Origin of the sequence: Lapidilactobacillus gannanensis, from assembly GCF_003946675.1 — a bacterium.
GTDB lineage: Bacteria > Bacillota > Bacilli > Lactobacillales > Lactobacillaceae > Lapidilactobacillus > Lapidilactobacillus gannanensis.
Genome location: NZ_RHOT01000004.1, coordinates 53,352 through 65,042, shown reverse-complemented (window position 1 = coordinate 65,042; position 11,691 = coordinate 53,352). Strand labels below are relative to the sequence as shown.

12 protein-coding genes are annotated in these 11,691 nt (G+C 40.3%); 6 read left to right on the top strand and 6 right to left on the bottom strand.

Going from position 1 to position 11,691, the window contains the following annotated elements; genetic code table 11:
* Positions 1 to 87 precede the first annotated feature (87 nt).
* The 5 genes from dltC to EKM81_RS02070 all read left to right on the top strand — a co-directional run bounded on the left by dltC (position 88) and on the right by EKM81_RS02070 (position 4,097).
* On the top strand, positions 88 to 321 hold the full coding sequence (gene dltC / locus EKM81_RS02085; protein WP_125647711.1) for a D-alanine--poly(phosphoribitol) ligase subunit DltC: 234 nt from the start codon (positions 88 to 90) through the stop codon (positions 319 to 321).
* Entirely contained in the window at positions 318 to 1,568 is a 1,251-nt protein-coding gene (dltD, locus tag EKM81_RS02080; protein ID WP_125647708.1) for a D-alanyl-lipoteichoic acid biosynthesis protein DltD, read from the top strand. The genes dltC and dltD overlap by 4 nt, the downstream gene beginning before the upstream one ends.
* Positions 1,569 to 1,726: 158 nt before the next feature.
* Positions 1,727 to 2,743, top strand: a complete 1,017-nt coding sequence (locus EKM81_RS02075; protein ID WP_125647705.1) for a serine hydrolase domain-containing protein — start codon at positions 1,727 to 1,729, stop codon at positions 2,741 to 2,743.
* Entirely contained in the window at positions 2,740 to 2,883 is a 144-nt protein-coding gene (locus EKM81_RS11080) for a hypothetical protein (protein ID WP_164509169.1), read from the top strand. Before EKM81_RS02075 ends, EKM81_RS11080 begins: the two co-directional genes overlap by 4 nt.
* A 14-nt stretch (positions 2,884 to 2,897) precedes the next feature.
* Positions 2,898 to 4,097: a serine hydrolase domain-containing protein gene (locus EKM81_RS02070; protein ID WP_125647702.1), complete on the top strand. Its 1,200-nt coding sequence runs from the start codon at positions 2,898 to 2,900 to the stop codon at positions 4,095 to 4,097.
* Between the two features lie 322 nt (positions 4,098 to 4,419).
* Here EKM81_RS02070 and EKM81_RS02065 read toward each other — a convergent pair whose 3' ends face one another.
* Complete coding sequence (locus tag EKM81_RS02065; RefSeq protein ID WP_125647699.1) at positions 4,420 to 4,950, bottom strand: HdeD family acid-resistance protein; 531 nt, start codon at positions 4,948 to 4,950, stop codon at positions 4,420 to 4,422.
* Between the two features lie 96 nt (positions 4,951 to 5,046).
* Entirely contained in the window at positions 5,047 to 5,394 is a 348-nt protein-coding gene (locus EKM81_RS02060; protein ID WP_125647696.1) for a hypothetical protein, read from the bottom strand.
* Positions 5,395 to 5,600: 206 nt separating this feature from the next.
* Here EKM81_RS02060 and EKM81_RS02055 point away from each other — a divergent pair, with 206 nt between their 5' ends.
* Positions 5,601 to 5,951 carry a hypothetical protein gene (locus EKM81_RS02055; protein WP_125647693.1) on the top strand — a complete coding sequence of 117 codons (351 nt, stop codon included), beginning with the start codon at positions 5,601 to 5,603 and terminating at the stop codon, positions 5,949 to 5,951.
* An 882-nt stretch (positions 5,952 to 6,833) separates the two neighbouring features.
* Here the strand turns inward: EKM81_RS02055 and EKM81_RS02050 are convergent.
* The 4 genes from EKM81_RS02050 to EKM81_RS02035 form a co-directional block, all read right to left on the bottom strand.
* The gene (locus EKM81_RS02050) at positions 6,834 to 8,072 is read right to left on the bottom strand and encodes an ABC transporter substrate-binding protein (RefSeq protein ID WP_125647690.1); all 1,239 of its coding nucleotides are present in this window, start codon (positions 8,070 to 8,072) and stop codon (positions 6,834 to 6,836) included.
* A gap of 21 nt (positions 8,073 to 8,093) precedes the next feature.
* Complete coding sequence (locus EKM81_RS02045) at positions 8,094 to 8,909, bottom strand: carbohydrate ABC transporter permease (protein ID WP_125647687.1); 816 nt, start codon at positions 8,907 to 8,909, stop codon at positions 8,094 to 8,096.
* 27 nt (positions 8,910 to 8,936) lie between these two features.
* Complete coding sequence (locus EKM81_RS02040) at positions 8,937 to 9,794, bottom strand: carbohydrate ABC transporter permease (protein WP_164509168.1); 858 nt, start codon at positions 9,792 to 9,794, stop codon at positions 8,937 to 8,939.
* A 508-nt stretch (positions 9,795 to 10,302) separates the two neighbouring features.
* Positions 10,303 to 10,809: a universal stress protein gene (locus tag EKM81_RS02035; RefSeq protein ID WP_125647684.1), complete on the bottom strand. Its 507-nt coding sequence runs from the start codon at positions 10,807 to 10,809 to the stop codon at positions 10,303 to 10,305.
* Positions 10,810 to 11,691 lie beyond the last annotated feature (882 nt).

Below are 11,691 nucleotides of genomic sequence, written 5' to 3'. Positions count from 1 at the left end.
CCGCCCAATCAAATTATCGAAATTATCCTACGCCAAAGGTGCGTCGCTCCTCACACTCTCATAAAAATAGAAGGGTTGGTATTAATTATGACTGATGAACAAAAAGTACTTTCAATTTTGAATGATTTAACTGGTGAAGATTTAAGTGGCAAGATGGATGAGAATATCTTTGCGACTGGGTTGTTGGATTCTATGGCAACTGTGCAATTGTTGCTTGATTTGCAAGATCAATTAGACATTGATGTGCCAGTTTCAGAATTTGACCGGAATGATTGGGATACTCCTAATAAAATTGTTGCGAAAGTTGCGAGCTTAAAATGAAAAATGGCAAGAAGCTCTGGCAGATTTTTGGACCAGTCCTCATTGCAATTGTTGCCGCCCTCGCGATTTTCTTAATCCCTTGGCAAGGACTGACACCAAGTAAACATGCCGTCGAAAAAGCAGCGGTTTCGATGTCAACGAATGTTTATCGCGGTGAAAAAATAAAAGATACTGCCATCAAAGAAAATTACGTCCCATTTATCGGTTCTTCTGAACTGTCACGAATTGATCCGTTGCACCCATCAGTTTTAGCACGCAAATATGACCGTAATTACCAGACATTACTTTTAGGTGGCCCGGGTAGTCAGTCATTGAATCATTTCTTCATGTTGCAAGAAATGAAATCAGAAATCCGTAATAAAAAAGTTGTCTTCATTATTTCACCACAGTGGTTTACTAAGGGTGGACAACGACCAGATGCTTTTGGCTATTACTATTCGCCTTTACAAGCGATTGATTGGATTTTATCGGCTAACGATACGCTGGCTAATCGCTATGCAGCGCGACGTCTCTTGCAAATGCCATCAGGCCAAGCCAGTACCACTATTAACACAGCTTTAGAAAAAATTGCTGCTGGTGAAAAGCTTAGTGGCTTCGAACGATTCTGGTTGAAGCGGCGTCAACAAGTGCTGCGTAATGAAGATGTCTTTTTCTCCAGTTTCCATCTTGATAATAACTTGCAACGAATTATTAATGCTGGCAAGAAGTTACCAGCAACTGATAATCAGCAACAGTTATATACGCTGGCAACAAAGCTTGGTCAGCAGGAGACTTCAAACAATGAGTTTGGCATCAAAAATAGTTTTTATAATCAGCGCTTGCGTGGTAAAGCAGTTAAGAATTTGAAGAACAGTCAGGGCTGGATCGACTATCGGAAGTCACCAGAATATGCTGACTTCCAATTAGTTCTACAACAACTTGCTGCTGAACATGTCGATGTTCAATTTGTTTTACCGCCAATTAATCAGAAATGGATTAATTATACTGGTCTATCTTTACCAATGTGGCGACAAACAACTGCTAAAATTAAGCAGCAGTTAACCAGCCAAGGCTTTAATCGCATTATTGATTTATCTGAGGATGGCGATCAAAGTTACTACATGGAAGATACGATTCATTTGGGGTGGCGCGGCTGGTTACGAATGGATGAGTCAGTTAAACCATTCTTGACTAAACACCAAACAACACCAACGTACAAAATCAATAATTACTACTTCACCAAGGCTTGGCAACAGTCGCTGAAATAAGTTGTCGTTGAGATTAAGCGGGACAAATACAGTTAGTTAATGGCATAAAATCTGTTACTGGATTTTATGCCGTTTGTTTAGAAATGGCTGCATCAGTTCTTGAATAAGGACTTGGTTTAACATTTTCCCCCTGGTTTATCAAATTAGAGGTGGTAAGGATGAAGCAGCAAAGTAAACAATCAAGAAAATTGCTAATTGTGGTGATCATTTTTTTTGCAATTATTTTTATCGCGGCTAATTGGTCAACTGGCCAGCGTAATGCTACTAAACAGCCAATCAATAATCATCGCGTGTTACCAACAAATAAGTTAAAAGCTAAGCCCCAAGCGTCAAAGGTTGAGCTTAAATTAATTGGCACAACGAATCAACAACTTCAAGCACAACTAAGCGCTAAGTTACAGAATATTGGGTTTATTGGGACGGGGATTATTGCTGAAAAGGGTCAAATCGGAGCCACATGGGCTAATGGTGATGCCAATGCGAGTACTGGCCAGAAGAATACTTTGAATACGCCATATAATATTAATTCAATGCAAAAATGTGTTACCGGTGTTTTAATGATGCAACAAATCCAGCAAGGTCGCTTGCAATTAACTGATAAATTGGCCGATTACTATCCACAAATTGCCAATAGTCAAAACATTACGATTGCCCAAATGCTGACGATGACTTCAGGGCTGACCATGGCTTCCATGGGTAGTGGCACATATGTTAGTGATCAGGCGACGATTGCTGATGATATTGCGCGGCTTCAATTTCAGCCGCAGTGGTATAATAAAATGACTTATCAACCGATTAATTATGTTTTGATGGCGGGGATTCTGGAGCAAGTGACTGGGCAAAGTTATCAGGAATTATTTGAAAAAGGCATTGCCGAGCCGCTGAATCTAACTGACACCACTTTTGGCTATGATCTCGGTACGATGACAGTGCCGTTAGGTTATGGGGGACCACTCAGTAATCCTTACCGACAAGTTGTGGCACTGGATCCAAATCAGCAACATTTTGAGCTAGGAACTGGACAATTATATATGTCGGCAGCGGACTTCTATCTGTTTATAAGAAGTGCGCTAAATGGCACTTTAATCACAGTAGCGAATGCAAGTCGAGTGCCTATGGTGGTGGTCTTTATAATCAGACTAATGGCATTAAAATTGCCAATGGTGCCGGCGTGAATTTTGGTTCGACTGTTCATGTTAGTAATGATGGTCAAGCCGCGATTATTACATTGTCGAATTATATGACAAACTATAATGATATGAAGGCTGTTGTTGGCCAGCTAGAAGAATTTGTTTTTACAGCAAGCAATAAATAAGGGTGGCTTGATGAATGAAACGACCGAAAAAGCAAACTGGCAAACTATTGATTCCAATCGCGATTTTTCTGCCGCTATTATTAGTGATTGTAAGTTGGACTGCAGGGCGACGGTATGCAATTAAGCGTGATAATCTTCCTAAACAGTCAATCAGAGCAAGTGTCAAAGCTAGCCCTAAACAAACACCAGCACCTAAAATTGCGCCAAATCAGCATCAGTTAAGTAGTCACTTAATGGGACCAACTAACTCCGAATTGCAAACTAAATTGGTGACTAGTTTGCGTAATATTGGGTTCATTGGCACCGGTATTATCGTCAAGCATGGCCAGATAGTGGCTGTTTCGGCCAACGGTTTTGCCAACCTGACAACGAATCGCCGCAATGGCTTAGATACAACTTTTAACATTAATTCCATGCAAAAGGCGATTACGGGAACTTTGATCATGCAACAAGTTGTTGCTGGCAAAATAAAACTGACAGATACCTTAGCCAAGTATTACCCTGATGTTTCGTATAGCCACTCAATTACTATTCGTCAAATGCTAAATATGACTTCAGGACTAACCATGGGCAGTATGGGTACGGGTCCATTTGTTAACGATGAGATGACCATTACACAGGACATTAAACGGTTACAGTTTAATGCTAATTTCTACAATAAATCGAATTACCAGGCTGTTAATTATGTACTTTTAGCAGGTATTTTAGAAAAGGTGACCGGTAAAAGCTACCATGATTTAGTTATGCAGCGAATTGTCCGCCGTTTAAAACTAGCCCAAACAGCTTTCAGTTATGAATTAACCGATCATGATTTAGCAGCAACGTCGTATAATGGTCCCCGTGAGGCACCCTATCAAAAGAGTTTGACGCTCGACTTGAATCAACAACATTACGAGCTTGGCACTGGTCAAATCTTTATGAGTGTTGGTGATTTCTATGTCACAGTTCGTAGTATGCTGGATGGTACTTTAATTAGTAAAGCTGACGCCAACATTCTTTTTGCCGGAAATTATGGCGGTGGTTTTTATAATCGCCCTCAATCTAAGCTAGCTAATGGCGCTGGCGTCTACTTTGGTTCGACAATTCATGTTAGTAAGGATGGGCAGTCGGGGATTATTCTGATGAGTAATTACGCTGGTGATTACAATCAACTTAAGTTAGTTGCCAATGAATTAGAAAAAGTAGTTTTTACTCCTGAAACAAATCACGACTAGTTTAATGCTTGCTTTCAAACTGAGAACGGTTTTAGCAGCCAGCTGAATAACGAGGTTACAATTTTGGCCGCCGAATATTTTTTGGAAAAACTAAAAAAATAGCGTGCGACCAAGGTGGTTAGCCAGTGCGGATTAACGAAAAATGCCGAACAATTCGTTAGAATTGCGCGGCATTTTTGCGTTAAGCGGAATCGGTTGCCTTTTGAGAACACGTTTTAGCAACTAAAGTTCGTTTTATTTTTGTATGAAGATTGATGTCACAGGCTCGTTGTAGTAAAGATTGTTTAACTGATCAGCGCAAGTCTGTGTTGAAACAGGCCACTTATTTTCCAAAAATACGAGTGCCGAAGATTTCGATAATCCCCATAACAACTAGCAACCAACCAAAGACGCGGAAGAGGATGGTGAAGCTTGAGAAAGGATTAAAAATCATTACAACGGCAGCGATTAGAATTAGGACACCGTAAATGTAACTTGGTAAAGTACTAACATTAACGTACTTACGATGACCGTGAACTTGAATCAAGAAATTAATACCATGAACTAATAGGATGATTCCGAGGACGAAAGGAATCATATTCAGAAGTGCGCGGGCAAAAATCCAAACGAAAATGGCGGCGACTGCTTCAATAATACCAACAATCATGTTACCGTTCATTGATTCGCCACTGTTACGTTCGCGTAACCCACTAACAAAATTGATGATCCCCATTACCAGTAAGAAACCAGCTGATAATTTAATGACTAAATTAATCATTAAATCTGGTTTGATTGCGACTAATAGACCAAAGAGAATGAAAACTAAGCCACGTAGCCACATATTACGTTTAATATTCTTTACTAAATTATCCATCTGCAAGCCTCCATGTTTACTACATATTATCTTAAGAAAGGTCACTTTCTTCAATTGACCTCAAGGCTGATTTTTCTTGTCCAAAAGAACGAGAAATTAATCGCGGGAAGTTCTTTGAGCAACTTGATCTAAAGTTTCAGTATACCAGTTATGCCAAGCTGCTGGTGTTTTCATTGTGGCAACATCGGGGTACTTAGCCATAATGTTTTTTAAAATATCAGTTAATTCAGGATGACGATTTTCCAGCAATTCTTGCAAGACATCTTCCTTCTTAGTATGAGGTGCTAAAGTTAAGAAATGATTGACCTCAGGAATCTGATTTTTCACGTCAAAAATTGTTAATAAGTCCATTTCATTACTCTTGAAAATATCTAGATAAAATGCTAAAAATGCCCGTCCAACTTCATCACTGACGATTTGTTCAGAACTAGTTGTGTCTGTCATGCCGAAACCTCCAAATATAATTATAACCTACTACTAGTATACCCTGAAACTGCTGATTTGGTAAGCGACTGCTGATGAACAGTGGCTCAGATTGTGGTGATGAAGTACACTACAGTCGTGTAATGACGTGAGTGCCGACTAATTGATCGGTTATCAGGTTGCCTTTTATGCTATGATAGGCATATTAATATTCGGAGGTTTAATGAATGCCGAAAAAACAACGACGTGATTATACAATTCTGGTGCTGATTGCTGCTCTTTTCTTTGCCGCCTATTTCTGGTTGGCTCGTTTTTGGCAAGCCAATAAGTGGTTTTCAATTATTGCCATGTTAATTTTAATTTTTATTATTAGCCTGGCACAACGAGTTCGTTTGCAACAACAACGAGAGAAAGTTAATCGTGTACTTACAAAAGAAAACTTGAATTTAAGTCAACTCGCTACCGCAGTGGGATTAGATCAATTAGAATTAAAGGGTTTCATCGAGCACGGCGCCTTACCAACAGCACAGCGCTATCGGCTTGAAGAATTTTTGGATCAGCATTTTCCTAATGATTAAGTTGGCTTTAGTAGACGCATGATTTAAATCTAGAGTTGGTTTTGGGCAAAGTAGCGGACAACTCCGCGGCCGGCGGAGTGCGGAATGGTTCTTAAACTGGTGTCAAGTCTTCCCCAATTTGAAGAGGTGGTTGCTGGGCGATTTTTAGGGCGTGGAACGGCGTGGCCATCGATTTGAGCTTATTGCTAACGCAACAATCTCAAATACGAGGCTTTGACTAACTGCTAAAGCAGCAAGTCAAATTTCACTGCTTCTCGCAAAATCGCTCGTACGCAAAGCAAGCCCCTTCCCTGACGCCAATCGCCCAGCAACCACCAGATAAAACTAACAGAATTGAGCACCACTGTAAGAAAACCAGATTGCAGTGAACTACAAAGCCTGTGTGACAATCTTTCGAGATGGAATTGAAAGATGTCATACAGGCTATTTTTGCCTTACTATTCAATTATTACTGCTGAGTGAATTAAGTTGACCAATCCTACTAACACTGCCTTAGCCACTAACAACAGTGAAAAGTACTAACTCAACTCCAGACGGAATGGAGGGATCTTGTCGTCAGCCGCGAAATTATTGTTAGTGCTTTAGCACTTACAATAAGCCTCGAATTGAAGACAATTGGTTTTTAATTGGCTTCAATCGACGGCCGCAGCGTTCCACGACAAGCAGCCCGAAATGCAGTCAAAACCAATTCCGTTTCAAAAACTTCACAGGTTTTAGCGCTTTTGAACTTTGATTTGTAATTGGTTTCAATCAGCCGGCCACGTTCCACGACAAGCAGCCCACAATGCAGTCAGAACCAATTCCGTTTCAAAAACTTCACCAGGTTTTTAACGCTTTTGAACTTAGATTTGTAATTGGCTTCAATCGACAGCCGCCGAGTTATTACTTGGCCTCATTTTGTAAGGCTTTCAATTGTTGCGCATACTTATCTAAAGTTGGCTTAATCTCTTTCCGCTGTACACAGATTTCTTGAAGAACATCATTTAAAATAGCCGTCTCGTCAGCCCAATAGAGTACATTTGGCAATGGCTCCGCAACCTTTAGTGCTTGATCAGTCGCTTGATAATATGGTTTTTGCCAGCCAGTAATTGCACCGGTGACGTCTTCACGGAAAGATGGCCAACCATTTTTTTCAAGTAATTTCTTCTGAACAGCTTTTGATTCCATATATTTTATGAAAGTTAAAGCTTCTTTGGTTTTGGTCGTGCTTTTAGTAATGCCCAGTACTTCGCCACCTAAGGTTTTAACTTCACCTTTAGGACCAGCGAATCCGGCGTCAGCTAGGATATCTTTACGGCCACCATCACCAACAATAATATTAGTTGCGAAAGGCCAATTTGGCATATAGTAAACTTCATCCTTGGCTAAAAAAGTGTTGGTGGTTGAGAAAGTCCCTTTTTGACTGTCTGGTGATAAATATGGCCAGAGTTTTTGTAAATAAGTGAAAGCGGTGATCGAGCCTTTATCGTTTAAAATTAGTGGGTCACCACCAGCACTACGAATAAATTCGACTATTTCAATTGCAGCGCCACTGCTGTCAAATTTAAGACCAACGCGGCCCAGCTGTTCTTTGTCCTGGAATGTTTTGGCAACATTCAATAACTCATCCCAGTTTTTGGGTGGTTGTAAATTGTATTCTTTGAATTTAGTTTGGTTATAGTAGTTGATCTCAACGTTGGGGCGATATGGTAGAAAATAAGTTTTGCCACCAAAGACGCCGATTGACTTTTGTTTGGCATAGGTGGCTGCCGGAATAATCTTGCGATCAGCGGTTAAGTCGCGCATCAATCCTTCGTTAACTAATTTAGCAGTCGTGTTTAAATCTTGAGCAATAACGTCGATCTGATTTTTGTTAGCGCCGGCTGAGGCTTCAAGCTTTTTTTGTACATCGGTGGATTCCATTTGAATTGCGTTTACTTTGATTCCGGATTGTTTTTCGAAGTCAGGCAAAATATCTTGGCGCATGACTTTCCATTCGTCTTCGCTTAGGCCCATTGTGACATTGAGTGTTTTAGTCTGACTACTGGTACTGGATTTTTGGCTAGTACTGCAGCCTGTTAACAAGAGTAAACTAGTTCCTAATGTTGTTGCCAAAAAGGCAAATTTTGCTGTTTTTTTCATTTTAAATACGCCTCCTATGCGTTATTTGACAGTACCGCTTAAATACTCGGATTTTAAATAGCGTTGCAAAATAAAAGTAATAAAAATAACCGGGATGGCTAAAATAGTTGAGTAAGCTGCCGTTTCAAAAAAGCTACCACGCTGGACATAGTAATAAACTTCCAATGGCAGGGTTTGCGTGGTTAAAGATAGATAAAGGGCAAAAGTGAACTTGTTCCAGGAATTTAACCAGACATAAAGTGCCGCCACAGCAATTCCTTGAGTAGCAACAGGGAAAACAATTTTTCTTAAAGTTTGCATTCTTGTCGCACCGTCAACCATGGCTGCTTCCTCCAAGGCCTTAGGAATGGCACTAAAAGTTGAGAGTAAAATCCAGGCCATGAAGGGCAGTTCGTTGATTAAGTGGGCTAAAATCAAGCCGACATCAGAATCAACCAAATTTAATTTAGTAAAGGTCACAGCGATTGGCAGGGCAATCCCAACCGTGGGAAACATTTTCGTAAAAAATAACGAACCAATATAAGCCAGCTTTACTTTACGGTCTAATCTCGAGATGGCGTAAGATGCTGGCGCCACAATGATAGTTGCAAAAATCATCGTTCCGGTTGCCACAATCAAACTTTTGCGTAAAGGTGCCCAGAGATTACCGGAAACTAAGACATCATGCCAATGAGAAAAATCGAAATGATGAACAAAAAATGTCGGATGTTGGGTCAGCACTTCATCTGGTCGGCTGATTGAAATTTTAAAAAGTAAATAAACTGGCACAACCATTAACGAGCTAATTGCTGTCACGAGTAGAATAAAGCCGAATTTACGCCAAGCTTTTTTAGTCATTTGCTCACTTCCTTAATTTGACTGGCATTATGAGTCATTACCAAAGCTGCCGCCACGATCAACAAACTTCAACCAGAGAATGGCGAAAACTAGAATCATTAATAAAAGAATTGTTGAGGCGGCACCAGAGCCGTTAAGATCGCCAATATCATATTCTTCATAAGCAAAAGTCGAGACAAAGGGGACAGATTTTCCAACTAATACTTGTGGCAATTCAAAAATTCGGAAGACATCAACTGCGCGTAATAGTACTGCCATGGTAATGGTTGGTTTTAATAATGGTAAGGTGATGAAGCGAAATGATTGCCAAGAATTAGCACCATCCAGCTCAGCCGCTTCATAGATATCCTGGCTAATGCTATCTAGACCAGCTAATAACAATAGCACTAGGGTAGGTAGGACTTTCCACATGTCAGCCAGTGCAATAATTAGTAGGCCTTTGAAATTACCGGTCAGCCAATTAATGGGCTTCGTAATTAAATGCAATTTGAAGAGTAACTCGTTAAAATATCCAGAAGTTCCGAAAACATAAAGCGCAATGATTCCTGAAACGATTGTGGGAATCCCCATCGGCATTAAAACAATCGCCCTAATGATTGAACGCCCGTGGAATCGTTGCTTCAATACAAGGGCAATGATAAAAGCAATGACGATTTGAATACTTAAGCTAAGCAATGCAATCACAAAAGTATTTGAAATCGACTTTAAAAAATCTGGTCGCGCAAATAGGGCTTGATAAGTTGATAGTGAGAATTTCCCGGTGTAGCGATTCTGAAAACCGAGAATGATGGTTCTAATTAGTGGTAAGAGCGTGAAACCAAGAATATAAAAAGTCATTGGCAAAACTAACAATAATTCTAGATGATATTTTTTGAACCATTTCATTTATTTCACCCCCCTAAAAATAGTTGCGAGAGTCTTGATGTAAGCACTCTCATCACAGACCAATCGTAAAATAGTGCCCTTTTAGGGTCAATTATTATGTATTATCTTATACACAAACTAGTCTAGTTATGAATAGATAAGTATCTAAATGATATTAATATGCATAGACAAGTGCTGGACGGTTTCGACTGGTAATGGTGAAGGGGGCAAAAGGATACTTTTTTGATCAGTCAATGAAAACTAGAGTGGTCAAAATTGCTTAAAAAAAGAGCGTGTGACAAAAGGCAGTCAGCCGGTGCGCATTAACGAAAAATGCCGAACAATTCGTTAGAATTGCTCAGCATTTTCGCGTTAAGCGGAACCGGTTGCCTTTTGAGAACACGTCTCAGCAACGAAAGTTCGTATTATTTTTTGGGAAATAGACTTATGTCCCAGACTCGATGACAATTAAATTAATTATTATTAGCATGTTTTTGCTGAAGCAGTAACAGGCATTACGCTACTGCGGTTATTTACTCAAGTCCTGCAACATTTCTTGGCGCTTGGCATCAGAACGAACGACAATGACCGAACATGGTGCGTAGCGTGTAATATAAGCAGCTTGCGTCCCAATTGTTTTACGATGACCAGGCTTTGTTTCTGAACCGATCACTAACAAATCAGGTTTAAATGATGGCACAACTTTTTCAACGATTTCATGACCAGGGGTACCTTCGCTAAGGAACGGTTGAACTTCCATTACCCCAAAATCACGGGCCTTATCACAATAACTATTTAAGTCCCGTGAGATTTCTTGACGGCGTTTGCTCAAAACGTCCGGAGATAACGACTGAAAAATATTTAAGTCGCCCGTCTCTAAAACCATCGCTACGCCAAGAGGGATATTGTAGATCTTAGCTACAGTACAAGCATAATCAAAAGCCCGCCGTGACGAAACAAAATCATCGTCATCAACGGCAATCATAATTCGCGAATAATGCATCGTTGAAACCTGGTAATGCTCTAAATCTTCCATCTCACTCACCTCCGGCTTAAGTATACTACAATTCACTTTTTAAGCGCTGACTAGACAGTTATTTTTCAATGATTTTTTAAAATGTTTTAGGCCAGATCCTAAATGATAAAAAACGTTTTAGGCGGAATAGATGACACCACCGTTGCAGCCAGCGGGGTGCGGAACGCTGCTTAAACTGGTGCCAAGTCTTCCCCAATTTGAAAAGGTGATTGCTGGGCGATTTTAGGGCGTGGAACGGCGTGGGCATTGATTTAAGCTTTTTCTACGAAAAATCTTAAATACAATCCTTATTCTAAACGGTAAACCGTTAAGAATAATTTCACTGCTTCTCGCAAAATCGCTCGTACGCAAAGAAAACCCCTTCCCTGACGCCAATCGCCCAGCAACCACCAGATGAAACTAACAGAATTGAGCACCACTGAGTAGAAAATCAGATTGCAGTAGACAACAAAGCCTGTGTGACAATCTTTCGAGATAAAATCGAAAGGTATCACACAGGCTATTTTGTCTAACTATTCAACTATTACTGGTGAGTGAATTGAGTTGATCAATTCTACTAGAACTGCCTTAACCACAAATAACAGTGAAAAGCACTAACCTAACTCCAGACGGAATGGAGGGACCGGGTTGTCAGGCGCCAAATTATTCTTAGCGATTTATCGCTTAGAATAAGACTCGTATTCGAGATTGTTGCGTAGCAATAAGCTCAAATCGATGTCGGCACCGTTCCACAACCCGCAGCACGGAATGCAGTCAGAACCAATTCCGTTTTAAAAACTTCACCAGGTTTTAGTGCTTTTGAACTTGGGTCTGTAGTTGACTCAAATCGACGGCCGCCGCGTTCCACAACCCGCAGCCCGGAATGGCGTCAGAACTAATTTT

Coding starts and splice junctions, on each gene's coding strand:
- dltC (WP_125647711.1), top strand. CDS start 88: ATGACTGATGAACAAAAAGTACTTTCAATTTTGAATGATTTAACTGGT.
- dltD (WP_125647708.1), top strand. CDS start 318: ATGAAAAATGGCAAGAAGCTCTGGCAGATTTTTGGACCAGTCCTCATT.
- EKM81_RS02075 (WP_125647705.1), top strand. CDS start 1,727: ATGAAGCAGCAAAGTAAACAATCAAGAAAATTGCTAATTGTGGTGATC.
- EKM81_RS02070 (WP_125647702.1), top strand. CDS start 2,898: ATGAAACGACCGAAAAAGCAAACTGGCAAACTATTGATTCCAATCGCG.
- EKM81_RS02065 (WP_125647699.1), bottom strand. CDS start 4,950: ATGGATAATTTAGTAAAGAATATTAAACGTAATATGTGGCTACGTGGC.
- EKM81_RS02060 (WP_125647696.1), bottom strand. CDS start 5,394: ATGACAGACACAACTAGTTCTGAACAAATCGTCAGTGATGAAGTTGGA.
- EKM81_RS02055 (WP_125647693.1), top strand. CDS start 5,601: ATGCCGAAAAAACAACGACGTGATTATACAATTCTGGTGCTGATTGCT.
- EKM81_RS02050 (WP_125647690.1), bottom strand. CDS start 8,072: ATGAAAAAAACAGCAAAATTTGCCTTTTTGGCAACAACATTAGGAACT.
- EKM81_RS02045 (WP_125647687.1), bottom strand. CDS start 8,909: ATGACTAAAAAAGCTTGGCGTAAATTCGGCTTTATTCTACTCGTGACA.
- EKM81_RS02040 (WP_164509168.1), bottom strand. CDS start 9,794: ATGAAATGGTTCAAAAAATATCATCTAGAATTATTGTTAGTTTTGCCA.
- EKM81_RS02035 (WP_125647684.1), bottom strand. CDS start 10,809: ATGGAAGATTTAGAGCATTACCAGGTTTCAACGATGCATTATTCGCGA.